Source organism: Colwellia sp. Bg11-12, assembly GCF_014076955.1.
Taxonomy (GTDB): Bacteria; Pseudomonadota; Gammaproteobacteria; order Enterobacterales; family Alteromonadaceae; genus Colwellia_A.
Window position 1 is genome coordinate 22,589 of record NZ_JACGUZ010000086.1, and the last position, 26,091, is coordinate 48,679.

Annotated in this window: 25 protein-coding genes and 2 tRNA genes; 15 read left to right on the plus strand and 12 right to left on the minus strand. The window is 37.7% G+C overall.

Annotation, left to right across the window (positions count from 1 at the left end):
• Positions 1–10 precede the first annotated feature (10 nt).
• The 11 genes from H4J39_RS18060 (at position 11) to folD (ending at position 8,589) form a co-directional block, all read left to right on the plus strand.
• Positions 11–883 carry an RNase RNM gene (locus tag H4J39_RS18060; protein WP_182229723.1) on the plus strand — a complete coding sequence of 291 codons (873 nt, stop codon included), beginning with the start codon at positions 11–13 and terminating at the stop codon, positions 881–883.
• Positions 884–910: 27 nt separating this feature from the next.
• Entirely contained in the window at positions 911–1,531 is a 621-nt protein-coding gene (locus tag H4J39_RS18065; protein ID WP_182229724.1) for an L-threonylcarbamoyladenylate synthase, read from the plus strand.
• Between the two features lie 72 nt (positions 1,532–1,603).
• Positions 1,604–2,401, plus strand: coding sequence for a ScpA family protein (locus H4J39_RS18070; RefSeq protein ID WP_182229871.1), 798 nt, complete (start codon positions 1,604–1,606; stop codon positions 2,399–2,401).
• Entirely contained in the window at positions 2,398–2,967 is a 570-nt protein-coding gene (gene scpB / locus H4J39_RS18075; protein WP_182229725.1) for an SMC-Scp complex subunit ScpB, read from the plus strand. The genes H4J39_RS18070 and scpB overlap by 4 nt, the downstream gene beginning before the upstream one ends.
• Before the next feature lie 122 nt (positions 2,968–3,089).
• A complete protein-coding gene (gene rluB / locus H4J39_RS18080) occupies positions 3,090–3,950 on the plus strand; it encodes a 23S rRNA pseudouridine(2605) synthase RluB (RefSeq protein WP_182181544.1) in 861 nt (286 codons plus the stop codon).
• Between the two features lie 18 nt (positions 3,951–3,968).
• On the plus strand, positions 3,969–5,108 hold the full coding sequence (rnd, locus tag H4J39_RS18085; protein WP_182229726.1) for a ribonuclease D: 1,140 nt from the start codon (positions 3,969–3,971) through the stop codon (positions 5,106–5,108).
• Positions 5,109–5,160: 52 nt separating this feature from the next.
• Entirely contained in the window at positions 5,161–5,451 is a 291-nt protein-coding gene (locus H4J39_RS18090) for a YcgL domain-containing protein (protein WP_182229727.1), read from the plus strand.
• A 10-nt stretch (positions 5,452–5,461) separates the two neighbouring features.
• Complete coding sequence (locus H4J39_RS18095; protein WP_182229728.1) at positions 5,462–6,517, plus strand: lytic transglycosylase domain-containing protein; 1,056 nt, start codon at positions 5,462–5,464, stop codon at positions 6,515–6,517.
• A gap of 204 nt (positions 6,518–6,721) precedes the next feature.
• Positions 6,722–7,231: a YcgN family cysteine cluster protein gene (locus H4J39_RS18100; RefSeq protein WP_182229729.1), complete on the plus strand. Its 510-nt coding sequence runs from the start codon at positions 6,722–6,724 to the stop codon at positions 7,229–7,231.
• A gap of 220 nt (positions 7,232–7,451) precedes the next feature.
• Positions 7,452–7,580 (plus strand): hypothetical protein, encoded by a 129-nt coding sequence (locus H4J39_RS19240; RefSeq protein WP_259368884.1) that lies wholly within the window; start codon positions 7,452–7,454, stop codon positions 7,578–7,580.
• Positions 7,581–7,728: 148 nt separating this feature from the next.
• Entirely contained in the window at positions 7,729–8,589 is an 861-nt protein-coding gene (folD, locus tag H4J39_RS18105; RefSeq protein ID WP_182229730.1) for a bifunctional methylenetetrahydrofolate dehydrogenase/methenyltetrahydrofolate cyclohydrolase FolD, read from the plus strand.
• 12 nt (positions 8,590–8,601) lie between these two features.
• Here the strand turns inward: folD and H4J39_RS18110 are convergent, their stop codons facing one another.
• The 3 genes from H4J39_RS18110 to H4J39_RS18120 form a co-directional block, all read right to left on the minus strand.
• Positions 8,602–9,054: a GNAT family N-acetyltransferase gene (locus H4J39_RS18110; protein ID WP_182229731.1), complete on the minus strand. Its 453-nt coding sequence runs from the start codon at positions 9,052–9,054 to the stop codon at positions 8,602–8,604.
• 72 nt (positions 9,055–9,126) lie between these two features.
• On the minus strand, positions 9,127–9,624 hold the full coding sequence (gene ilvN / locus H4J39_RS18115) for an acetolactate synthase small subunit (RefSeq protein ID WP_182229732.1): 498 nt from the start codon (positions 9,622–9,624) through the stop codon (positions 9,127–9,129).
• Positions 9,624–11,348: an acetolactate synthase 3 large subunit gene (locus tag H4J39_RS18120; RefSeq protein ID WP_182229733.1), complete on the minus strand. Its 1,725-nt coding sequence runs from the start codon at positions 11,346–11,348 to the stop codon at positions 9,624–9,626. Before H4J39_RS18120 ends, ilvN begins: the two co-directional genes overlap by 1 nt.
• A gap of 636 nt (positions 11,349–11,984) precedes the next feature.
• On the opposite strand from H4J39_RS18120, the gene H4J39_RS18125 reads away from it, so the two are divergent.
• Complete coding sequence (locus H4J39_RS18125) at positions 11,985–13,535, plus strand: HD domain-containing phosphohydrolase (protein ID WP_182229734.1); 1,551 nt, start codon at positions 11,985–11,987, stop codon at positions 13,533–13,535.
• 80 nt (positions 13,536–13,615) lie between these two features.
• Here the strand turns inward: H4J39_RS18125 and yfbR are convergent, their stop codons facing one another.
• Together yfbR and H4J39_RS18135 are read right to left on the minus strand one after the other, a co-directional pair.
• Positions 13,616–14,209, minus strand: a complete 594-nt coding sequence (yfbR, locus tag H4J39_RS18130; protein ID WP_182229735.1) for a 5'-deoxynucleotidase — start codon at positions 14,207–14,209, stop codon at positions 13,616–13,618.
• A gap of 27 nt (positions 14,210–14,236) precedes the next feature.
• Positions 14,237–15,451, minus strand: coding sequence for a pyridoxal phosphate-dependent aminotransferase (locus tag H4J39_RS18135; RefSeq protein WP_182229736.1), 1,215 nt, complete (start codon positions 15,449–15,451; stop codon positions 14,237–14,239).
• Between the two features lie 166 nt (positions 15,452–15,617).
• Here H4J39_RS18135 and H4J39_RS18140 point away from each other — a divergent pair, with 166 nt between their 5' ends.
• Positions 15,618–16,229 carry a lecithin retinol acyltransferase family protein gene (locus H4J39_RS18140; protein ID WP_182229737.1) on the plus strand — a complete coding sequence of 204 codons (612 nt, stop codon included), beginning with the start codon at positions 15,618–15,620 and terminating at the stop codon, positions 16,227–16,229.
• A 78-nt stretch (positions 16,230–16,307) separates the two neighbouring features.
• Complete coding sequence (locus H4J39_RS18145; protein WP_182229738.1) at positions 16,308–17,630, plus strand: hypothetical protein; 1,323 nt, start codon at positions 16,308–16,310, stop codon at positions 17,628–17,630.
• Between the two features lie 130 nt (positions 17,631–17,760).
• On the opposite strand, the gene H4J39_RS18150 is transcribed toward H4J39_RS18145, so the two are convergent.
• From H4J39_RS18150 to H4J39_RS18170, 5 genes are all read right to left on the minus strand, one after another.
• Complete coding sequence (locus H4J39_RS18150) at positions 17,761–19,458, minus strand: proline--tRNA ligase (protein ID WP_182229739.1); 1,698 nt, start codon at positions 19,456–19,458, stop codon at positions 17,761–17,763.
• Between the two features lie 322 nt (positions 19,459–19,780).
• Positions 19,781–20,152: an RNA-binding S4 domain-containing protein gene (locus H4J39_RS18155; protein ID WP_182229740.1), complete on the minus strand. Its 372-nt coding sequence runs from the start codon at positions 20,150–20,152 to the stop codon at positions 19,781–19,783.
• Between the two features lie 206 nt (positions 20,153–20,358).
• A complete protein-coding gene (locus H4J39_RS18160; protein ID WP_310649773.1) occupies positions 20,359–21,450 on the minus strand; it encodes a lipocalin-like domain-containing protein in 1,092 nt (363 codons plus the stop codon).
• Between the two features lie 4 nt (positions 21,451–21,454).
• Entirely contained in the window at positions 21,455–23,848 is a 2,394-nt protein-coding gene (locus H4J39_RS18165; RefSeq protein WP_182229741.1) for an ABC transporter permease, read from the minus strand.
• Positions 23,841–24,494 carry an ABC transporter ATP-binding protein gene (locus H4J39_RS18170; protein WP_182229742.1) on the minus strand — a complete coding sequence of 218 codons (654 nt, stop codon included), beginning with the start codon at positions 24,492–24,494 and terminating at the stop codon, positions 23,841–23,843. The genes H4J39_RS18165 and H4J39_RS18170 overlap by 8 nt, the downstream gene beginning before the upstream one ends.
• Positions 24,495–24,843: 349 nt before the next feature.
• On the opposite strand from H4J39_RS18170, the gene H4J39_RS18175 reads away from it, so the two are divergent.
• Positions 24,844–25,707, plus strand: coding sequence for a S9 family peptidase (locus tag H4J39_RS18175; protein WP_182229743.1), 864 nt, complete (start codon positions 24,844–24,846; stop codon positions 25,705–25,707).
• 186 nt (positions 25,708–25,893) lie between these two features.
• Here H4J39_RS18175 and H4J39_RS18180 read toward each other — a convergent pair.
• Positions 25,894–25,969 (minus strand) — tRNA-Val (locus H4J39_RS18180).
• 31 nt (positions 25,970–26,000) lie between these two features.
• Positions 26,001–26,076 (minus strand) — tRNA-Val (locus tag H4J39_RS18185).
• Positions 26,077–26,091 lie beyond the last annotated feature (15 nt).

A 26,091-nucleotide genomic window follows, 5' to 3' on the forward strand; every position in this document is an offset into this window, starting at 1 on the left:
AGAACCGATTATGACTGTATTGTCAACCTCTGATTTAGCTGATTATTATAGCCTGCGGGTTGATTTACACAGCCATACAAAATGTTCTGACGGAACCTTAACGCCGCAAGAGCTTGTTGAACGGGCGGTAAACTTCCAATTGAATGTTTTAGCCATTACTGACCATGACACGGTAAAAGGTTTATCTATAGCTAAAGATTATATTTTAGAAAAAAATCATCCATTAACATTAGTGAGTGGTATTGAAATATCAACCAGTTGGCATGGTTTTGAAATTCATATTGTTGGTCTTAATATTGATGTTAACAATATTGAGTTACAAACCTTAATTAGTCGCCAACAAGCAGCAAGAGAGTTACGAGCAACCAGCATGGGTGAAAAACTGACAAAGTGTGGTTTCCCAGGTATTTATCAACAAGCGAAAGATTTAGCGGGCGAAGGCTCTATTACCCGCGCACACTTTGCTAAAATATTATTACAAGAAGGGCATGTTGACCATATGCAAAAAGCCTTTGATAAATATATTGGCAAAGGGCAACGTGCTTTTGTAAAGCCAACTTGGTGTTCTATTGAAGAGGCGGTTGCGGCTATTCATCATGCTGGCGGTAATGCTGTTATTGCCCACCCAGTTAGATATGACTTATCAACCAAATGGTTACGTCGTTTAGTGGTGCAGTTTAAAGCCGCAAAGGGCGATGGTTTAGAAATAGTATTACCGCAAATGGGTAACGAACAACGAAAATTAATGCTAAGCTTTTGTTTAGAATATGATTTACATGCCTCTATGGGCTCCGACTTTCATTATCCAACCCGATGGAGTGATTTAGGCCGTAATTTACGCATGCCAGATACGGTAAAGCCTATTTGGGATCTTTGGCATTAACATTAACACCTGCAGTGGAGTAAACTTATGAGTCAGTTTTTTTATGTACACCCAGATAATCCGCAAGGTCGTTTGATGAAACAAGCGGCGGCAATTATCCAACAAGGTGGTGTTATCGTTTATCCTACCGATTCAGGATATGCTTTAGGTTGCCATATCGGTGACAAAAAAGCGCTTGAGCGTATTTGTAATATCCGAAATATCGGTAAAGATCACAATTTTACACTGGTGTGTCGTGATTTATCTGAATTATCTGAATATACCCGTGTTGATAACAGCGCTTATCGGTTATTAAAAAGTAATACCCCAGGCCCATATACTTTTATTTTTAAAGGTTCAAAAGAAGTGCCAAAGCGCTTATTAAACCCTAAAAGAAAGACCATTGGTATTCGGGTGCCTGATAATGCCATTGTGCAGGCTTTATTGGCTGAGCTACAAGAACCTATTATGTCGACAACGCTAATAATGCCTGGTGAAGAACGAGCTGAATATGACCCTGAGCATATCCGCGATATTTTAGAGCACCAAGTTGATTTAATTATTAATGGTGGGCATTTAGGTGAACACCCAACGACCGTGATTGATTTTTCCGATGATGAAGTGAATATTATTCGAGTGGGTGAAGGAGACCCAACACCTTTTGAATAACATGACCTTGGCAATGGTAAATAAACAGTGAGTCAGTCCGCTAGTCAACATAAAGCTACCCTACCTCGTGATATGGTGCAGCAGGTTTTACCCTTAGCATTGATCCGTGGTGAAGTTGTGGTAAACAAACCACAAGACTTATTTATTCCACCTGATGCCTTAGAAGTTATTTTAGAGTCGTTTGAAGGTCCTCTTGATTTATTGCTATACCTTATTAGAAAACAAAAATTTGATATTCTTGATATGCCTATTGCGCCCATTACCACGCAATACATGCAATATATTGAATTAATGAAAGAAATTAAAATGGAATTAGCGGCCGAATACTTAGTAATGGCCGCCATTTTGATGGAAATTAAATCACGCTTATTATTACCTAAACAAGCGGTAGTTGAAGAAGACGAAGACCCTCGCGCCGAATTAGTGCGTCGCTTGCAAGAATATGAAGTGATTAAAAATGCGGCGCAGCAACTTGATGGAATTCCTCGACTCGAACGTGATACTTTTCAAGCGAGTGTTGAATTGTCTGAAGACTTTCAAGCGGCTGTTTTTCAGGCGGATGTTGAGTTAAATGAATTGGTGAGTGCGCTACAAGGCATACTTAAACGAACCAAAGCGCTTGAACATCATCATATTGAAAAGGAATCTTTGTCAACCAGAGAACGAATGTCTGCGATACTCGCGCACTTAAAACGTGCAGCGACAACAGCTAATGCTTTTGTTGAGTTTAGCGCGCTATTTTCCGTGCAAGAAGGTCGACAAGGTGTTGTGGTAACTTTTTTAGCTATTTTAGAGCTGATTAAAGAAAGTTTGATAGAATGCATACAAACAACCATCTTTGGTCAATTAAGAGTGCGTTTACCCGCATGACAACAAGTGAACAAGCAACATTAGTAAAACTTATTGAAGCGGCTTTTTTTGTCAGTGATGGGCCACTGAGTGTTAAGCAAATTAAAGTAGAGTTGTTAGTTAATTATCAAGTTACTCATCAGCAAATTCGTGATGTGATCAACCAATTGGTGATAAAATATAAACATTCAGGCATTAATTTGGTGCAGGTCGCTTCAGGTTACCGATTTGAAACAATTAATGAACTTAATGAAGATTTAGCTTTATTTGTTGCTAAGCTCACCAAAGAAAAAGCGCCTAAGTATTCTCGGGCACTTTTAGAAACACTTGCACTTATTGCTTATAAACAGCCAATAACGCGCGGCGAAATAGAAGATATTCGCGGAGTCGCGGTAAGTAGTTATATAATGAAAACATTGTTAGAACGAAACTGGGTAAAAGTGGTAGGTAACAAAGAAGTGCCCGGTAGGCCTTCATTATATGCAACCACCAAAGTGTTTTTAGATTATTTTTCATTAACATCATTAAGCCAGTTACCCGAATTATTGCCTATGGCTGATTTAGGCGTTATAGATAGACCTAATTAAGAAGTGGTTTAGTTATAGCAACAGCACCGTATTGATAGAAATATACAAACACTATTTATTATAGAGCCAGCAACGTAGCGGTAAATACCGTGAAGTTACTGACGTAAAGAGAGTTAAACCCCATGTCTGAAAAATTACAAAAAGTCCTTGCCCGTGCTGGTAAAGGCTCACGCCGTGAAATGGAAACCTTTATTAGTGCTGGTCGTATCAGTATTGATGGAAAAACCGCTTTTTTGGGTGACCGCATCGAAGGAACCGAGCAGATACGTCTTGATGGTCATATCGTTAAGTTAAAACCTAAAGAAGACGACTTATGTCGTGTCATTATGTACAACAAGCCCGAAGGCGAAATGTGTACCCGTAAAGATCCTGAAGGACGCCCAACGGTTTTTGATCGTTTACCCCCCTTAGAGAATAGTCGCTGGGTTGCCGTTGGTCGTTTAGACATTAACACCTCGGGTATGTTGTTATTCACCACAGACGGTGAACTTGCTAATCGCTTAATGCATCCTTCACAAAAAGTTGAACGTGAGTATGCCGTACGTGTTTTTGGCGATGTTAATGAAGCCATGCTGCAAACATTGCGTGCGGGTGTTAAATTGGAAGATGGGCCAGCGAAGTTTCAAAAAATCACTTATAAAGGTGGTGAAGGCCGTAATCATTGGTTTCATGTTGTGCTCTCTGAAGGACGAAACCGTGAAGTTCGTCGTTTATGGGAAAGCCAAGAAGTTCAAGTCAGTCGTTTAATTCGTGTTCGCTATGGTGATATGGAAATGAAGCGCCAATTACCTAATGGCGGTTGGACAGAGTTGGCATTACCTGAAGTGAACTATTATCGCAAATTAGTTAATCTGCCGGTAGAAACGCAAAGTAAAGTAAAAGTGGATGAAAAAGTGATGGATAATGCTAAAAGTCGTCGTATTCGCCGCTCAGTTAAAAAACATCAACAAAGAAGTCAACAAGCAACACGTCGTCGTCGTTAGTTATAAGGGAACAATAACTTGAATAAAACATACATTGAAGATCATGCCTCATTGGTAGCGCTTTGTCAGAAGCTTGCAAAAGCAGACTTTTTGGCAATAGATACCGAATTTGTTCGTACGCGTACCTTGTATCCTAAATTAGGTCTTATTCAAGTGAATGACGGGGAAAACTTAGCGCTAATTGACCCCGTTGCTATAGATGACTTATCACCTTTTTGGCAGTTATTAACCGATGAAAAGATTTGTAAAGTTTTACATGCCTGTTCAGAAGATTTAGAGGTTTTTCTAACCGCTGCAAATTGTCGTCCGGTTAACTTAATTGACAGCCAAATAATGATGTCGTTCCTTGGGCATGGTTTGTCGATGGGGTACGCCGCTATGGTGAATCATTATTTAGACATTGAAGTTGATAAATCAGAATCAAGAACTGATTGGATGAAGCGTCCTTTAAGTACTAAGCAACTTGATTATGCGCAAGCTGATGTTGAGTATTTATTTCAACTTTACCCGCGTATTCTCCATGAGCTTGAACAAGCTGGTTGGCTTGATGCGGCTAAAGAAGAAAGTGAGCTACTGATTGAGAAAAAGTTTACACCCATTGATGAAAGCAAACTATATCGTAATATTAAGTTAAGCTGGAAGCTTAGCCCTAAGCAACTGTATATATTGCAGTATTTAGCCAGCTGGCGTTTTCAGCAAGCCAAAAGTCGTGATATGCCAATAGGGTTTATTGCCAAAGACCATACCTTGTTCGCGTTAGCTGTGCATAACCCAGATAACGTGGGCAGTATGGCAAACCTTGAAGGTGTTGAAATGTTAGATGTTCGACATAAAGGTAAATCAATGCTAATGGTGTTGAAAAGAGCAGAACAAGAAGATTGTGGAGAATATCCAGAGAAGATCCTCCGTCTTGATGAATACCCAGGTTACAAACAAATATTTAAAAAAGTAAAAAATTTCGTTGCTGAACAAGCTAAAAAGGTTGAAGTTTCACCCGAAAATTTAGCGTCTAAAAAACAAATTAATCAATTTTTGTCATCGCACTTTGCCTTAACGAATGCGCCTGAATATAGCGAATCCATCGATATATTATCGGGCTGGCGTAAAGTACTATTTGGTGATCACTTAACAGAATTTGCCAATAATGATTTTAAATAAAAGTGTTAACAAGACACTTTTAACACTTAAACTATAAACATAGGTCTCCTTTATGCTGTGTACCATTTATAAAAGTACTAAAAAAGCCCAAACATATCTTTTTGTTAAACATCGTAATGATTTTTCTGCTGTGCCAGCACCCTTAATGTTGATTTTTGGTACACCTTCACTTGTTACTGTGATGAGTCTAGCCAATAAAAAAAAACTGGCATTAGCAGATATTGAAAAAGTTAAAGCAAACTTAAACGAACAAGGGTTCTATCTGCAACTACCACCGCCTGTGGAAAACTTACTTGATCAACATAAAGAAGAAATGAAATTAAAAAACAACAAAGAAGATTAAGGAGCGTAGCATGACTCTATTGTTTGAAATCAATAAATACAGCATATTCATTGTGTTTTCTTTATTACTTAGTTTAATAAATCCTGCGCAAGCCTCAACTAAAGAATTGACGGAAGCCGGTTTTGAAAAATATGTTGCTGCTCTCAAAAAAGAAGGGTTAACCAAGGGATATAATACAGCGTTTATTAACCGTGCCTTTTCAAAAGTTAAATTTCATCAACGTGCGGTAAAGGCCGATCGCTCTCAACCTGAAACAGTTGAAACCTTAGATACCTATTTACCAAAACGTGTACCCGATTGGAAAATAAATAAAGCACGTGCGATGTATAAAGAACATTTACCTTTGTTAACTGAAATAGCTAAGAAATATCGTGTTCAGCCCCGCTTTATTGTTGCTTTGTGGGGATTAGAAACTAATTTTGGTAAAATCATGGGCAACTATAATGTTATTTCTGCGCTTACAACGTTAGCGTATGAAGGCCGTCGTGAAGTTTTTTTTAAAAAACAACTTTGGGCCGCGTTAACTATTGTTCAACAAGGGCATGTTAGTGTTGAAAATATGAAAGGTTCTTGGGCGGGTGCCATGGGACAAAATCAGTTTATGCCAACGTCGTTTCTAGCCTATGCAGTCGATGGAGACGGTGATGGTAAAAAAGATATTTGGGGAAATCCGGTTGATGTATTTTCATCAATGGCAAATTATCTCAAAAAAGAAGGTTGGAACGACGAATTAACTTGGGGTAGGCAGGTTAAATTACCACTAAATTTTGATACATCGTTGGCGATCCCTAAAAATACGGGCAGCCGCAAAAACTGGTTAAAAGCTTGGACACGAACAGAAAAAACCTTAGCACAATGGCAAAGTCTTGGTATCAGGCGTGCAGATGGTACCAATTTACCTACAGTTGATGTGAAAGCAGCGCTGGTATTTCCTGATGATGAAAATGGCCGAGTTTATTTAGCTTATAATAACTACAAGAGTTTAATGCACTGGAATTTGTCTTATTACTTTGTGAGTTCGGTGGGGCATCTATCAGATCGAATAAAATTTCCACCTATTCAATAAGTAGAACGGGTTTATATTTAATATAATACCATTTGGATTAATTAAGGTTACAGAGTTCAATGAGAAAAGATCTCAAGAACAAGGTGCTTGATTTAGCAATAGCTGACTATTGGGATTGAAAGCAATGAAGCTCTTGGGTATTTAGATTCTCTGAAAATGATAACTTAATGAGTGCAATTGGTATAAGTAAAAGAGAAAATATTTATGAGCGAACAAGCTCCTTTTTGGGAAACCAAAAAATTAGAAGAAATGAGTCGACCTGAATGGGAATCTCTTTGCGATGGTTGTGCTAAATGCTGTCTAAACAAATTTATTGACGACGATGAAACAACACAGGATACAGAGTTATTGCCAACAACTTATATCAACGAAGGTGAGCAAATTCATTACACGAATATTGCTTGCCATTTATTGAACGAGAAAAGTTGTCAATGTTCAAAGTATGAACAACGCACGACATTAGTACCCGATTGTGTGCGTTTAACACAAGAAAACTTAGACGGTGTTTTTTTTATGCCGCCCAGTTGTACTTACCGGCGTTTAAAAGAAGGCCGTGGAATGCCTTCTTGGCATCCATTGCTTAATAACGGTAAAAAGTCAGCAATGCATAAAGCGGGTATGTCGGTGCGAGGTAAAATCGTTAAAGATGATGATGTGGCAATAGAATATTTTGAAGATTATATTGTTTCATGGCCACTAAATGATATTGATTAAGTTAAATCTTTTCCTTTTATTTTAAGACGCCAAGTACTTTTGGCGATCTTACTAGTGCCTTTACCTGAAACCCAGTCTCTTTTTAATGCAAAAAAAAGACGTCCTAACACCACACCTTTTATGGGAATAGTATCCAAATGAACTGGTGTAACAAGGTAAAGATCAGTTAGACAGAGCGGATCATTTTAGTCAATACTTTGATCGTGAAACAGATGAAGTGATGGCTAAATTTACTAAGCAGGCTTTTGCTGATTTTATTGAGCATGGCGATATAAAACGTTTAGTCACACAATTAGAACAACAACGAAAAAAAGTATTTAATGTCGCTGAAATTGATGCAACCTTTTAATTTTAGCTCAAATGGATAATCAATTAAATTCTTTGCTTAATTTGAAAAAATTCAATAGCATACCATCGACAAATATTCCTACCTTGTAAAAATACGAAAGTGGTGAAAAGCCAATAATTCTTCTCATTCTCAGTAAAGTGAAACATACATGATCATTGATGGTAAGCAGGTAGCTGCTGATTTACGAAAAACATTGGCTATAGAAGTCGCAGAATTAAAAAAAAATAAGGGTATTGTACCTGGCTTAACTGTTGTGCTTGTTGGGGAGGATCCGGCAAGCGAAGTTTATGTCCGTAATAAAGTAAAGCAAACACGTGAAGTAGGTATGATTTCGAATGAAATTAAGTTACCTAGCGAGACAACACAATTACAATTATTAGAGCAACTGCAAGTGTTAAATAACGATAATGCGGTGCACGGAATATTAGTACAATTACCTTTACCTAAACATATTGACGAAAGTGCCATCATTGCTGCTATTGCGCCTCATAAGGATGTTGATGGTTTTCATGCGATGAACGGTGGTCGTTTGTTAAATGGCGAGCAAGGCGCATTAGTCCCATGCACTCCTCAAGGCTGTATCATGCTAGCTAAAAAGCATTTAGGCGCAGATTTATCTGGGTTGCATGCGGTGGTTATTGGTCGCTCGAATATTGTTGGTAAGCCCGTTGCTTTATTGCTCCTTCAAGAAAATTGTACTGTGACCATCGCCCATTCCCGTACTCAAAATTTAGCTGGAATTTGTCAGCAAGCTGATATTTTAATTGCTGCTGTTGGCCGTCCTAACTTTGTGCAAGCGAACTGGATAAAGCCAGGCGCAACAGTTATCGATGTGGGTATTAACCATATTGAAGACGAAAAGGGTAAAAGCAAGCTTGTTGGTGATGTTGATTTTACGAGTGTTGAGCCTGTATGTGGAGCAATTACACCTGTTCCAGGTGGTGTTGGTCCGATGACAATCGCTTGTTTATTAAAAAACACTGTCGAAGCGGCAAGACTTAACGGTTAACTTTACTCCATATCATTGCTCATTTTTGTGGGATAACAGCTTACGTTGAAAAACCAATAATGTACTATTGGTTTTTTTTATCCCTAAATATCGTTTTAATAATAGCTGATCTAACTGACTCTGCGCTATTTGGCTAAAACCATTTAGATGATAAAAGTAGCGGAGGGTTTCATTAGCAAAACAGAAAATATTTTGGTGATAATGTTGAAGTAGGACATGTTGGATAAGTTTTGTGGCTAATTTTTTCTGTCGGTGTGCTTGCTTTATTACTAAGGCATGTAAAAATAATTGTTGGTTATTTTCAATTATAGCCGAAACGATAACCGAACCAATAATTTCTGATGAAGACTTTATCAAATAAGTGTGGTCAAAGCCGAGTAACCCTGCGCTATAGTGTTGCTGTTTATAAAAGCGCATCAATGATTTTTTATCGCTTTTAGTGGCCGTAACAATAGTTATTTGCATAAGTGTTATTTATAACTGTTTTTATTATTATAAAATGAAAAACCAAGCATTTACTTGGTTTTATTTGTATTTTTATAGTCTAAGGGCTTTTTCACCGCGTGCAATCCCGACACACCCTGAACGGACTGATTCAATGATTTCAGTTTCATTGGCGAGCGTATTGACAAAGGCATTAAGTTTTTCAGCATCACCGGTTAACTCAATGGTATAAACTTGCTTGCCAATATCAACAATAGAGCCCCTGAAGATGTCTGTTATACGCTTAACTTCAGTGCGCGACTTATCATTCATTGCCAGAACCTTAAGCAGCAATAGTTCACGTTCAACATGGCTGCGTTCAGTTAAGTCAGTAATTTTAATAACGTCAATGAGCTTATTCACTTGTTTTACGATTTGTTCGAGCACTTTATCATCACCTCTTGTAGCTATTGTGATTCGCGATAAACTTTGATCCTCAGTCGGGGCAACCGTTAAACTTTCAATATTAAAGGCTCGTTGTGAAAATAAGCCAACAATACGTGATAAAGAACCGGGTTCGTTTTCTAATAGAACAGCTAAAATTCTGCGCATTATGCTTTCACTCCTTTTTTTATCCACATATCATCAATAGCGCCCAATCGTATCTGCATTGGGTAAACGTGTTCTTTTTCGTCAACTAATACATCGACAAAAACTAAGCGGTTTTTAATCGCAAATGCTTCGTTAAGTTTGTCTTCTAATTCATCTAAATGGTTTATTTGCATGCCCACATGCCCATAAGATTCGGCAAGTTTTACAAAGTCAGGAAGAGATTCCATATACGACGAAGAATGTCGACCACCATAAACCATATCTTGCCACTGGCGAACCATACCTAAAGAACGGTTGTTTAATGAAATAATAACCACGGGTAAATTGTACTGTAAACAAGTTGAAAGCTCTTGAATATTCATTTGAATAGAGCCATCACCTGTTATGCAAATAACATGACTTTCAGGAAAAGCTAATTTAACACCCATAGCGGCGGGTAAACCAAAGCCCATAGTGCCTAAACCGCCAGAGTTTATCCATTGGCGAGGTTTAGCAAACGGATAATATTGGGCAGCAAACATCTGATGTTGACCAACATCAGAGCAAACATAGGCCTCGCCTTTGGTAATTTTATACATGGCTTCAATAACGCGCTGTGGTTTTATTTGATCGCCTTCTTGTACATAACTTACGCGGTTAATTTCACGCCACTGATTAACCTCATGCCACCAGTTCACTCTTTCTTCTTTATTGGGTGCAAAGTCTGTTGCGATTAACTCATCTAATAATTGTTGTAATACTACATCGAGCAGGCCAACAACTGGTATATGAGCGTTTATCGTTTTTGAAATAGAGGTTGGATCAATGTCTACATGAACAATCTTTGCATCAGGGCAAAATTTCTTCACGTTATTTGTCACACGGTCATCAAATCGGGCGCCAAGGGCAAGAATTACATCAGCGTTCGCCATTGTCTTATTTGCTTCTACAGAGCCATGCATTCCTAACATGCCAATATAGTTTTTATGCGTCCCTGAAATCCCACCTAAACCCATTAAGGTATTCGTGATAGGAGCATCCAACTTATCAACAAGCTCTGTTAACAACTCTGATGCATTAGCGATAATAATACCGCCACCGGCATAGATAACTAACTTCTTAGCTTCAGAGATGGCTTTTATGGCTTTTTTAATTTGTTTATGATGACCTTTGATATTGGGATTGTAAGAACGCATTTTTACATCAGTATCAATATGAAATTCACCCATACTTGTTGGCATTAATAAGTCTTTAGGTAGCTCAATGACCACAGGTCCAGGTCTTCCTGTGCTAGCAATATAAAAAGCTTTAGCAATAATATTAGGGATTTCTTCAACGACTCTGCAGTTGAAGCTATGTTTAACGATTGGGCGAGAGCAGCCAACAATATCGGTTTCTTGAAAAGCATCATCACCAATAAGTGTTGAAGGTACTTGCCCTGAAAGTACGACCATTGGAATTGAATCCATGTAAGCGGTGGCAATACCCGTTATACAGTTTGTAGCTCCTGGCCCTGATGTAGCTAACACAACACCCACTTCACCAGTGGCTCGAGCGAAGCCATCAGCCATATGTGTTGCCGCTTGTTCATGACGTACAAGAATATGCTCAACTTCAGTTTGTTGAAATAATGCATCATAAATATCTAGTACGGTACCTCCTGGGTAGCCAAAAATATACTTCACATCTAGTGCAGCTAATGCTTTTACCACCATCTGTGCGCCAGTGAATTGCTTTTTTGTCATGAGCTTGCCTTTTATAAAGTAGAATTAAAGTAAAGTTACAAGAATAAAAAAACCCTCGGTCTTGTACAGAGCGAGGGTTTATTGTATTTGTTATTGACTAACTTTTCTTACACACAACACCAACTCCGTAATGGTTTAATCACCAAGACGACAGAGAGGAGGACATTGAGTACAATAATGAAATTCATTTAAATTGAATCCGAAAAGAAATTATTTATGCTTCTATTAGTAAAATGTTTTGCTAGATGTGTCAACAAAAAATTACAATAAAGTTTAATAACCTCATAATATTTTAATTTTATTTTAATGATTTAAGTATAAGTAACGTTCGCCATTGCAATAATATCGTTGAGTGTCATAGCCAAAAGGTTAATTACAGATCAATATTTTGCTGGCAAAATATTGATTTACATAAATGATCATCAAATAATGGTGGACACTGTTATTCAAGTCATTGTAAAGTTTAAATAATGATAACTTATCACTTGGTTTTAGCATAAAACAATACGTTTGAATTTTTATTTGTTTTTCAAAAACTTTAATTTTTACATTGATTAATTATTTACATAAATAGCAGGAAATTTTCCATATATTTATTACACTTATGATTAATCATACATACTATATGAATCAATAATGTCAAATTTTCTCTTTAAAGAAGAAGCCACAAACGACTCATTAGCGTCTAAACCTAAGAATAATAAGGTTTGGCGAATACTGGTCGTTGATGATGATGAATCTGTACACCAAGTCACACGGCTTGTATTAGCTGATGCTTACATAGAACATCGAAATTTAGACATTGTTTCAGCATACTCCTCTAAAGAAGCAAAAGAGATCTTAATCAAAGACGATACTTTTTGTATGGCTTTTGTCGATGTTGTTATGGAAACCGATCATGCGGGTTTGGAGCTTGTTGAATGGATCCGTAATACTTTAAAAAATCAAGCGATACGTCTTATTTTAAGAACAGGCCAGGCGGGTACCGCGCCAGAAGCTAAAGTAATTAAAGAATTTGATATTAATGATTATAAAGAAAAGACTGATTTTACCGCAGGTAAAATGACAACTACGGTCTATGCAAGTATTCGGGCATATCGCGATATAATGACCATTCAGCGTAGTTTAGATGCATTTAAACAGTTGATAAAAGCAACCCACGACCTTCTAAAAATCAAACAATTTAAACCTTTTGGCTCTGCAGCACTAGAACACTTACTGACATTAATGGACGTTGACAGTTCTGCACTTTATATTGCTCGAAGCCAATTAGAGTTTGATGAAACTAGTTCAAATCTTATTATTGCTTGTACAGGAAAATATGTCAGTGAGTCAGACAGTCTTGAAACTTCTGATATATCCAGTGACGTTAAAAATTTAATCCAAAAAGCGTTTGATAATAAAAGGCATTATTCAACTGACGAAGTTTTTGTCGGTTATTATGAAACAACAGGTAATTCAATCTCAGTACTTTATATCGAATTCGAAGATGACTCAGAACACTTTAAAGCTAACCTAGCTGAACTTTTTGCGACAAATGTTGCGCTTATCCTTGATAGTTTATCTAGACAGCACGAAATAGAAAAAACACAAAAAGAGCTATTATATATTGTGGGTGAAGCGATTGAAGCGCGTAGTAAAGAAACAGGATCTCACGTACATCGTGTTGCACTTATCTGTGAATTGTTAGCAGAAAAATTAGGATTAAGTGAAGCTTTTATACATGCTATTCGCTTAGCTGCGCCGTTACATGATATTGGAAAAGTGATTGTTCCCGTTAACTTACTTCACAAACCAGGAAAGCTTGATGATGACGAATGGGAAATAATGAAGACTCATGCTGATGCAGGATTTCAATTATTGTCAAAATCTCAAACCAGTGTTTCAAAGTTAGGTGCACGACTGGCGCATTATCACCATGAGAACTGGGACGGTAGCGGTTATCCTGATGGCTTAAGTGGTGAAGAAATACCGCTTGAAGCACGTATTATGGCCATTGCAGACGTTTTTGATGCCTTAGGTTCTAATCGTTGTTATAAAGAAAAATGGTGTGATGACGAGATAAAAACGTTCTTAATTGAACAGCGAGGCAAAAAGTTTCAAGCGAAAATGATTGATACTTTCATCGAACATTATGATGAGTTTTGCCAAATTAGAGTGCTCAATCCCGACCATCCGGTACTTTAAGCCTTTATTATTATTGGACGTTATTATTTTTTGGGAAGATATGTAGAACATTTTAGCGATGTTCTACATGATGATTAAACCTAGTTTTGGCTTATTTTATCAACGGTTGCAGAACATGCCTGTAAAAACATTTCCATGAAGTATTCAACTTCTGGCATTTCTTGTTTTAATCCGTTTAATTTTATTTCTAATCGCTCTTTAACATGAGAAAACTCAGGATTGTGGTGATTGAGTTCATCAAGGGCTTTAATGTAAGCGACTAAGATATCCGCCGCTTTTACTATCGCTTTATAATGGACTTCAACGTTATCTTGCACAATAATATCTGAAAAAAGTTCTTGGAATTCTTCCGGTAAAGACGCTAAACATTCTTTTTCTGCTAAATACTCTATCTTTTTGAATTCTCTTGCAATTTCCTTATTCGCATATTTAGTTGGGCTGACAATGTCGCCATATCGAGTTTCGCTTGCCTCATGATATAAAGCAATAGTTGCTACACGGTCTGCATTGATGTTTCCGCCAAATTTTTTATTTTTAATCACGGCTAACAAATGAGCGACAATGGCCACTTGATGTGAGTGTTCAGCAACGTTTTCAGGTTTTACACAAAACATTAATGCCCAACGTTTGATTAATGGCATTCTGAACATCCAAGCTAAGAAAGTACTTTGCATTGTTTTTCCCTAATATAAGTGTGTGGTTTACTGGCGGTATGTGCTAAAAAAATGGCTAAGTTTAGCCATCGCAGGCACTAACTCGTCAACATGGGGTAGAAAAACTAAACGGAAATAATTCTTTTCAGTAATATTAAACGCCCCGCCATGTACTAACAGAATTTTCTCTTGTCTGAGTAAATCTAAAATCATTCTTTCATCATCAACAATATTGAATTTTTCTTGGTCAACTTTAACAAACAAATATAACGCGCCCATGGCTGGATTACAGGATAAACCATCAATTTCATTGATCATTTTATGTGCTAGGTTTCGTTGCTTGATTAAGCGGCCGCCGTCTTTTATTAATTCATTAATACTTTGATAACCACCAAGCGCTGTTTGAATAGCATGTTGGCAAGGTACGTTGGCGCATAAACGCATTGAAGCAAGGATGTTCAAACCTTCTAGGTAATCTTGGGCATGAAATTTAGGACCACTAATGACCATCCACCCAGCGCGAAAACCAGCGATACGGTAATTCTTCGATAAGCCACCCATGGTGATAATTAAGACATCTTGCGCCAAACTCGCGGTAGGAATATGTGTCGCTTGATCATACAAAATTTTATCATAAATTTCGTCACTAAAAATAATCAAATCGTGCTTACGTGCTAGCTCAATAATGCCATTCAATAGGGCTTCACTGTATACAGCACCGGTTGGGTTGTTTGGGTTGATCAAGACAATAGCTTTGGTTTTATCGGTAATTTTATTTGCCATGTCAACTAAATCAGGAAACCATTGGTTTTCTTCATCACAGCGATAATGAATAGCCTTACCACCTGAAAGTGCCACAGATGCTGTCCATAATGGGTAATCAGGTGCAGGGATTAAAACTTCATCGTCATTATTTAACAATGCTTGCATCGCCATAACAATTAATTCGCTGACGCCATTACCAATAAAAATATCTTCAACGTTAACATCTAGAATACCTTGCTGTTGAAAATACTGCATAACAGCCACACGTGCAGAATATATACCTTTAGACTCACAATATCCCTGAGCAGTAGGGAGGTTGCGAATAACATCTTTTAAAATATCATCAGGTGCCGCAAAACCAAATGGGGCAGGGTTACCAATGTTGAGTTTTAATATCTTATGGCCTTCGTCTTCTAATCGTCTGGCTTCTGCAGCGATTTGCCCTCTAATTTCATAACAAACATTATTCAACTTTGATGATTTTTTGATATTTTTCATTACAGGTTTCTCATAGAATATTTTCAAATAGTAGTCGACGGCGTACCCTCATTGTTACTAATAACTAGCCGCTTTGAAACAGTTAGTTGCAAGTTTTTTATAGCATTAATGAAATAAAAGCGTCATCTTGTTATTAATCGAGTGAAATTTAAGCAAGAGGTGGTGTATGCCAATACCTTTATTATGGTTAGGCGCGGCAGCGGTATCTGCATTTGCGGTTAAAGAGTTAGCACAAGACCGTAAAAAACAACAAAGAAAGCGCTCTTATTCTCAACATGCGCAAAACCTACAAATGCTTAAGCAACACGAGTCACCTATTGTTCAATATCCAACTGATTTTTTTAGTACAACAGAAAAAGTGAAGCCAGAAGTCGGCGCAATTGTTTGTTGTGGCGTTGGCGGTATACTCGATCATACGGGTATTTGGGTGGGCGATAATACGATTGTTGAACTTGATGGTAATGGCTTAATTAAAGCTATTTCAGCGCAACGCTTTACTAAAGAGCGTTCAGGTAAACATATTTATATTGCTTGTGATTCAAAAGCTAAACCTATTGCCAGTGAACTTGCCGCGCAACGAGCTCAGCAACAAATCTTTCAATACCGAGATTATCATTTAATAGAAAATAACTGTCACCAATTTATTTGGCAATGCTTTAAACCCCATGATGATCCTTTAACAACCTTTAAAGCGCTGAATGTTCGGTTAGCAAAATTATTTAACCGAAAAGTGTATTGGGACCTTTGTGATGTTTCACTACCTAATCACCTAAATTAGCACAATTTATCGCTATACTTTTATCGGTAAGGCAATCAGAATATAGCTCAATAATATTGGGTTAATTGAGGTTTACTTTTGAAGGTTTGGTTAAAAAGAATTTTATGCTTGTTCGTTTTATTGTTTTGCGTCGTTACTATTGTTATTTTTATAGCGTTGCAATCATCTCCAAGCTTGCAGCGTATTCATCAAATTGATGCTAATTCTGCCGCAGAAAATCAACGTATAGCACAACGCTTAATACAGTCATTGAAAAGTGATCAACAACCGATACGTTTGCAGGCCACTCAAGCTGAACTTCATGGACTGAGTGCTTTTGGCCATAGGGCAATTCCTCAATTAACTTCTGATATTATTCTGTTTCAAGACAGTGCCCTGATTAGTTTTTCTTTGGCGTTACCATTACCTAAATTTATTAGGTACCTAAATGTTGAGCTGATGCTTGTTTCTTCAAAAGAAGGTATTGATTTAGGCACCGTTTATATTGGAGGTCTCCCTCTACCAGGGAATGGGTTAGTTAAATTGGCTGAATGGTTAACTAATTCATATGTTAAAAAAGAGTTTGGTACGGCTTTATTAAGCATGATTAAAAGTGTTGATATTACTTCAAATCAAATCTCTATGGGGATTGTACTTTCTGAAAACTTGCAAGATAAACCATTAAGTCATAAAGATAGTCTCTTTGCGTTACGCGATAAACTTGCTTTATATGGTGATGTTGAAGTCATTCGCTTTTATCATCAAAGCCTCGTTGATACGATAGAGCAATCAGGCACGATGAAGTTTTCGTTGGCAGAATATATTGGTTTTACTTTTGGTTTAGTAAAACAACGTAATTTAGCCGAAATAACTGATTCGCCAGCTAAGGAAAACCGAGCTGCTTTAATGGCCTTAGTTCTTTATTTTGGCACAGATAAGTTTGAGTTACTTGTTGGAGATATCTCTAAACTGTCAACTAAGCAATTTCAACAACGAACTAAACGTCGCTCAAGGGTGATGTTGCGAGAACGAGTCGATATTCAAAAACACTTTATTTACTCTGTTGCTTTACAGTTATTTGGAACAAGTACCGCAAGTAATGCTATTGGTGAATTAAAAGAATTTTTAGATTCCAACAGTGGCGGAAGTGGTTTTAGTTTTGCCGACTTGATGGCTGACCGAGCAGGCACTCGCTTGGCAATGCTTGCGACAGACTCTGATGAAAGCGCATTAAAAGTACAAGAGCACTTAGCTGATATCATTGATGAAGATTTACTATTACCTGAATTGACCGGATTACCAGAAGGTATTTCTCAGCAAAAATTTGAACAATATTATTACGACATAGATTCGTTAGTTTACCAAACTATGCTGCACAATATTGATGAGCGTTTACGTAAAATAGCCGTTTATCGAGATTAACAATACTTATTTCAGGCAATAAAAAACGCGACCTAAGGTCGCGTTTTATGTTCAGGGTAGTCTTTCTCAGGCATTATGTCTTTGAAAATATGAGTGCATTCTTACACATCGAACTAAGGCCTGATGATGTTTAGCTAAATAAAGACATTACATCACTGATTGCCATTAACGATTTATCACCGGTAATACGGTTTTTGACTTCAACGCTTTGTTCATCAAGATTACGTTCACCGACAATTAATAATATTGGTGTACCAATTAATTCATGGTCGGCAAACATAACACCTGGACGTTCTTTGCGGTCGTCAAATATAACTTCAATACCCGCTTGTTGTAACTGTTCGTATAAGGCTTCAGCCGTTTCTTTAACACGCGCAGACTTTGCCATGTTCATTGGCACAATAGCTACTTGAAATGGAGCGATAGCAGCAGGCCATTTAATGCCATTTTCATCGTGATTTTGTTCGATAGCCGCAGCAACAATACGTGAAACGCCTATGCCGTAACAGCCCATAGTTAACGTTTGATTTTTACCATTCTCCGTTAAAACACCACAGTTCATAGCTTGGGCATATTTATCACCAAGCTGGAAAATATGACCGACTTCAATACCCCGTTTAATAACAATGTTACCACTACCACATGGGCTTGGATCGCCTTCTACAATATTACGGATATCTTGAATATTAATTTCACCACAATCTCGTTGCCAGTTAACGCCAGTATAAGATTGACCATTTACGTTAGCGCCACACACAAAGTCGCTTAGATGAGCGGCACTACGATCGACAATAATGTCAACAGTTAAGCCTTTAGGCCCTAGTGAGGTGATATGGCAATTAGCAACGGCAGACACTTGTTCATCAGTTGTAAATGTTAGAGGTGAGGCTACACCTGCTAAGTTTTCAACTTTAACTTCATTTAGCTGATGATCTCCACGCAGTACTAGTGCAATAATTTTTTCTGGTTCACCTTCAACAGTAGAACCCAGCACTAAGAGCGTTTTAACGGTCGTTTTTAAATCTATGTCTGAGGTTTTTATTAAACGTTCAAGCTTTAATTCCACCGTACTAATATCTTGAGCTGGCTCTGCTCGTTCACCTTTTGGTGCTAAGGCTTCTGCTTTTTCAACGTTGGCAGCAAAATCGCTATTGTCACTAAAAGCGATATCATCTTCGCCAGAGTCTGCTAGTACATGAAATTCATGTGACGCTTCGCCGCCGATTGAGCCTGTGTCTGCAATAACGGGACGATAATCTAAACCTAAGCGATCAAATATACGACAATAAGCGTCAAACATTTTCTGATAGGTTTTCTTTAAACATTCTTCACCTAAGTGGAATGAGTAAGCATCTTTCATCAAAAATTCACGACCACGCATCACACCGAAACGAGGGCGTATTTCGTCACGGAATTTATTTTGAATTTGAAAAACGTTAAGCGGTAATTGTTTATAGCTATTTATTTCATTAGCGATGAGTTTCGTGATAACTTCTTCGTGAGTTGGGCCTAAAACAAAAGCACGATTATGACGGTCATTTATACGGAGTAATTCAGGGCCATAATCGTTTAAACGACCAGATTCTTCCCATAAATCTGCAGGTTGAACCATCGGCATTAGCACTTCAATTGCACCCGCTCGTTCCATTTCTTCACGAACGATATTTTCAACTTTTCTTAATACTTTAAGTCCAGTCGGTAACCAAGTATATAAACCTGAAGCAACATTTCGAACAAGTCCAGCACGTAACATTAATTGATGGCTTATAACTTCGGCGCTCGCTGGCGTTTCTTTCAAGGTTGAAAGTAGGTATTGAGTAGTACGCATTGACTAAAGGTTCCGTAAAATATCGAGTAAATAATTATCGGTTATTCTAGCAGGGCTGGGCGATAGGCAAAAGAAAAATATAGAGTGAGGTGAATAAAACTTGGCGTGATTTCATTCGCCATAATAGCTACGAAGAGGGCGAAATGAGTCTTTTGGTTTTATTTTGGCATTTCCTTATTACCTTTTTCAAAAAATAATGCTGAGCATCGATTGATGGAGCACAATGAATAAATATTGCTTTAGGAAAGGTATCGCGAGGGGATGATAATTCCCCACACCATAAAGGCGAACGTTAAGAAGAGGGTGTTAACGTCGCTGATTTTTAAAATGAAATAGGTCTTCTTTTCGCTGGTAAAGGTGAGGGGTCAATAGATTGCTCTATTGAATTAACCGATACTTTAGCTTTGCTCTTCTTAACGGCGTTGTTATTAACACCAGCAACAGGTTTAGCAGGGCCTGAGGACTTTAGTTTTGGATTATAGGCGACTTCAAAGATTTCGCCATCAAATTCAATCGTATCACCATGGCGAATTTTTTTGCGTTTTTGAAATTCCACTTCATTATTAACGAGAACATAACCTTCACTGATCACAACTTTTGCTTCACCGCCACCGCCAACCATATTGGCAATTTTTAGTAATTTACAAAGCTCGATAGGTTCAATCGAGATATTAATAATAGGGTGTTCAGACATGAAAATTTAGCCAAATAATAGTAAGTTTAGTAACAATAATTATAACATAAAGAATAGTTACATGGATAAGGCATATATTATTTAATGTCATTTTATTAATGGCGCTTTACATAAACAGTAAAGCGATTAGCACGTTAAATTGTACCGACTCATATTGGTTTGTTGCAGGGGCTTCACAACGATGGCGGTAATTTAGTCTTGCTTAATTAGTCTCCTGTTATTTCTGCATAGCCAATTCCATTAAAGCCACCTGTTGCTTTTATTCGACCTTCCCAATAGGGAATCGTTAATTGATTACGAGAATCTTTGGTAATGCTTTCAATAATAATGGTGGGGTTATTGGTCAATTCAACCTGCCATTTGCTTGGATAATCGTGGTTATTCAATGTCACAGTTTCAATAACAGACAGTGAAATGTCTTCTTTTGAAAGTTGTGTTGCTTCACCATTAGGGGCTATCTGAGTACCGCTACAATAATCATAATTATTATCATTACCTCGAATGCAAAAAAGCATTAGCCCTTGTTTGTCTGATTGAGTATCTGATTGAACGTCGACGAGACTGAACCAGTCCCAACCCAGTTGATTTTTGTCGAGTAGACTCGCTGACCATTCTCGGTCATACCATGCATTACCGGAAACATTATAGGTTTTTCCCGCAAAAACTAGACGGCCTTTTACCTTTAAAAAGGGATAACTAAAGTAATAAGAAGCATGGCCACTTTGTGTTTTTTGACTATAACCCTTATTACCGTGCAATGTTATTGGGCTGTCGCTTAATGTTAATGCAATATTGTAATCTTCATGTGTTGCTATTAGCTTGAGTGGCAAAAACTCAGAATTCGTACTGCTTAATTGCCAATCATCAATGCTGGCAGAAAATGGCGAGCTAATAACCTTAGCTTGGCTCGCTCGTGAAAATCGCTCAAACGCAACATGATCTTGTTCGTGTTGCATTGCAAAATGGGCAAAATAAAGATTGTTATCCCACCACTTTGATTCAACATTACTTGGCATTAATGTGCGAAATAATGTCCATTGAACTCCAAAAGTTTCGCCCGTGTCACTTTTTAAATTGGCTGTTACATACCACCACTCAATACCTTGTTCAGCATGAATACCATGGTCAGCTGGAAATTTTAGTGCAGTGCCTTGTATAACGGGTTTACCAATAGCCACTTGCAAGGTAGATGATGTGTTTTTTTGTTCGGTCGGCTGACACGCACACAGCACAAAAATTAATAGCACAACAACAAACGGTGTAAGTGATAACCCTTTCAAAATTCGTTTTTCTATCACGCGATCATTCCCCCTTGTTAGCTAGGTTTGTTAATTTTCGAATCGGTAAATACGCACATAAAACAGAGACACCCACTAGCGTTAAACAGGTTACTAATAAACTACTTAAATCTAAACTAAAGTGAATAGTCCAGCCAAAGGCAATTGGCATGACAAATTTCAATAACGCAAAGCCCAATGCAAAGCCAAGCGGAATAGCAAATAATGCAGTAAACAACACCACGCCTATTGTTTGTAGTAGTTTCATGAATAATAATTGCTGCTGGGTTACGCCGAGATTACGTAATATGGTTAATTGTTTTAATTGATTAACACTTAAACTTAATAGGCTGGTACACAAACTTAACAATGCAATGGCGAGAATAAAACCATTCAGTGCTTTGGTGACTACAAAAGTATCTTCAAACAAAGCATTGGCTATTTCTTTAAACCTTTTATTAGGTAAAATTTTTGTACTGTCTTGTTGAAATTCGTTGATTAAGCGCTCACTAAAGATAGCAACGGAGGTACTGTTTTTTAGTCGAATTGAATAACCAAAAAAATCTCGATTTAGCCTTGACGTTTTTTGCCGCTCCTCTAATGTAAGTAGCAAAATTCTGGGATTACCATAATCATAAAAAAATCCCGTTATACGACAAGTATATGTGTTTGAGTTTTGGTCAAACACCGCAATATCATTTAGCGAAAAACCAAATTTAATTTTGCTTTGCTCATTAGCCAAACAGCCTTTGTTTGTGAAATTATCCTCACTAATAGCTAATCCAGAGGTTAGAGAAATATGTTGATAATGCGCTGAGGTTCCACCAAAGCTTGCAAGGTTTGTAGGAATATTATTTACAGAACCATCGCTTTCTACATAAACACTTAACTTCTCAACTTCAGGCAAGTTACTGAGTGTTTGCCTTAAGCTGTTATCGAGTTTATCTGATCGCAAATATATATCTGCACTCAATTGTTTTTCAAGATGGGCATTTAAGGTATGACTAAAACTTTTCACCATTATTTGCATTCCGATAGCACTACCAAGGGCGACTAAAATTGCAATAATAGCAATATGGAGGTCTTTTACATGATGACGTGTATCGGCATGAAGCCATTGCGTTAATGGATTTGAAATTACGAAAGGTAATGAAACCAAACCAGATAGCGCTTTGGGCACTATCAAAATAAATAACATTAACAGGGCAAAACATAACAGTAATGCTTGGTACTCGTTAGTCGCATAATAGAGTAACCCAGCGACGGCGACTAATGTACTGACCAACAAAGTGTAGAACATCAGTTGACTTTTTTGGGCAACTTGCTTGGCTTGTGCTAGCAATATTACCGCTAAAGCAGAAATGTTAAGGATAAAACCCAATAAAACATTAGACCATTGCCAATTGATAACAAGCGCTTTATCGAGTTGATATAAGCCAACCAAGGTCCTATTAACATCAAGCACTAATGCATTGGCAATTACGTAGCCACCTAATGTCCCTAATAACGCTGTACAAATACTGACAATAATAAGCTCAATAACAAGACTCAGTTGAATGCTTAGTTTAATACAGCCTAATAACTGCATTTGTTCGAGTAATTTTTGTCGTGCGGTTAGCGTCAGTTTTATCGCGTTAAAACTCAAAAATGCGGCAACAATATAACCAAGCATAGCAAGTGCTGTGAGATTAAAAAAAAAGGCTTTAGATAAAACATCAAACGATTGTTGCTTTGCCTCAATCAGCTGTGCTTGCCCCGCAATTAGCTGTTCTATTTTTGTTAACTGCTGCTCGGTAACATGTGAGAGCTCAATAAAACTGAGCTGCCCTTTAGCCTCTAATAAATAGTCAGCATTGGCAATGTCGGTAATCGCCCAAAGTCCTATATCGTCAGCTAATACAACTTCAGGTTGCTGTTGGTCATTTTGCAGCGAAAAACTTACTGGGTTATCCGCTTTTTTGAATAGGCGCTCGGTAAATTGCGAGTCAACTAATAAAGTAGAAAGGGAAAAGCGCTGAGGTGTTTTATCTGCACTTGCATCGCTCTGTTGGTATTGCTTTCGGTTTAACCACAACAAAGTATCCACACCTTGAATGGCAAGTGTTTGCCCATTATTGGTTTTTAATCGACCACGTAAAACAGGTTGTGTATTGATAAAGCCATGTTGTCGTAAAGTAAGCCATAAGTTGCCATCAATATAGTACTTTCCTGTTAATGGTTTAATTAAGTGCGTAACGGGGTTATTGATTAACGCTGACGAATTTTTATAGCGGGTATTAGCTTCTTGATTAAGACCCGAAATTGCAGTTAAGAGTGCACTACCTAAACTAAACCCTAAAAAGAATAACGCCATTAACCAAGGATGTCTTCGATAAAACGCTAAATGGGTGGCTAGGATCAGCTTGATTTCATTAGTCAAAACGACCGTCTCTCAGCACTTTTACGTGATCAAAATAATCGGTTAATTGGTGGCTATGCGTCACCATCACTAGATTGATTTTTCGCGCACTACACAATTCGGTAAGTAGCTTAACAACTTGGTGTGAGCGCTTTCTGTCTAAGTTACCGGTGGGTTCATCGGCAAAAATTATCTGAGGCTTATTAAGTAAGGCTCTTGCGATGCCAACTCTTTGTTGTTCGCCACCCGATAACTGGTGAGGTAATGCATCGAGCTTGTCTTGTAGACCTAATTCAGTGACAAGATGGTCAAATTCATTAGCATCTTGTTTTGGAAAGTTTAGTTTGTGTTGAAATAAAATATTTTGTTTGACGGTTAAGCAATCAAGTAATTGGTAATGTTGGAATATTAGTCCAATTTTACGACGATAAAGTGTGAGTTGTGTTTCATCAAGCAAAGATAGCTCTTGATCATTAACACTAACCAAACCGCTATCGGCTTGCAGTAGTCCTGCTAAAACATGCAGCAAAGTAGTTTTACCCGAGCCACTATCACCGAGTAAAGCTAGGTGTTGCGCTGCAGGTACTGATAAATTAAGCTGGTTTAAAATGTTCTCTTTGTTCTCGCCATCACTACGGCTAAAACACAAGTTTTTGACTTCAATCACATTAACTCCTTGTTAGTCTGTGCACTCTAGCGTAACGAATCTTGCAAAACCAGAAAAAATAGAGCACAAATTCATTCTTAAAATACGATTTTATTAGCCACCAGTTGTCATCTCACCATAACCACAAGCCCCACGGCTCGTAAATAAAAGTGCTTCATGACTAAAATTCATATAAACCTTTGAGGACTTTAAAATTAAACAAGCGAACGGCTACTTACTGCTGTTTGTATAAAAGCTTTTACTGCTTAAAAGTTAGCTTTGCGCTAAAGCTATTACTTATATATAGTTTTATCTATCGCGTGCCATCTTTTGTATTTTATTGTTTGGAGTCTTGTTCATGGAAATTACTATGAGTTATCGGTATATTTTAGTCAGTCTACTGTTGAGTTTTTCTTTTAGCGTTCACGCCAAGCTTGATCTGTCGCAAGGAGAGGTTTACCCGAAGCACTCTGCCGAAATTACCGTGTTATCTCATGGTAAACGTTTACCCGTTATTTATTATGGTGCGCAGGGCAAAGGGCCTCATCCTACCATTATATTGTTGCATGGTTATCCTGGAAATGAAAAAAACTTGGATATCGCACAAGGAATGCGTGACACGGGTTGGAATGTGATCTTTTTCCACTATAGGGGGGCTTGGGGAGCCGAGGGAAACTTTTCATTTACAGGTTCGGAGCAAGATGTAACGGCGGTAACCCAATTCTTTCAAACCCCGATTAATGCTGAAAAATTCAAAGTAAATACAAAGAAAATATCTTATGTTGGGCACAGTATGGGCGGACACATGGCTGTTTCAGGTTTGTTTGATAACCCTGAAGTGACCTGTGGTGTTGTTTACGATGGAGCCAATATTGGTGTGACATTCAAAAGCGATGATGTAAAAACTCAGAATTTCTGGACTTCGTATGCCGATTCCTTGTTTATGCTGCGTGGCTGGTCTGGTGAAGTATTCTTTAGAGAGTTAGCAGAGAGGGGGGAGCAATTAAATTTATTATCTAGAGCTGATGAAATTGGCGTTCGTCCAATCTTATTTATTCCTGCAGACAGTGATGTTATTCCTATTACCGAAATAAATACGCTTGTTAACGCAATGCGCAAAGTGAAAGATAATAATGTAAATTATACCTTAATCAAAGACGACCATAGTTTTAATAACAACCGTGTAAAGCTTCTTCAAGTAACAAAAGCGTTTTTAAATACAAATTGTCGATAATAAAAAAAATTAGTTATTCTATTGTTGAGGTGTGAAGTAAAACTAGGGGATATTTGCAGTTATTGCTTTAGAAAACTTAATAAAAAATGATGTTATAGGAAATTTTAAATTATATTTAGCTGAAGGATTAACAATTCGAAGGTATGTATATTATTATTTTAATGCAGGATTTGAATCAAATAAAGATGGTGGACGATACTGGGCTTGAACCAGTGACCCCCGCCTTGTAAGGGCGGTGCTCTCCCAACTGAGCTAATCGTCCATATAGATTTATATCTATAGGTAAGTAATTATGGTGGGCGATACTGGGCTTGAACCAGTGACCCCCGCCTTGTAAGGGCGGTGCTCTCCCAACTGAGCTAATCGCCCATAATTACTTTTGTA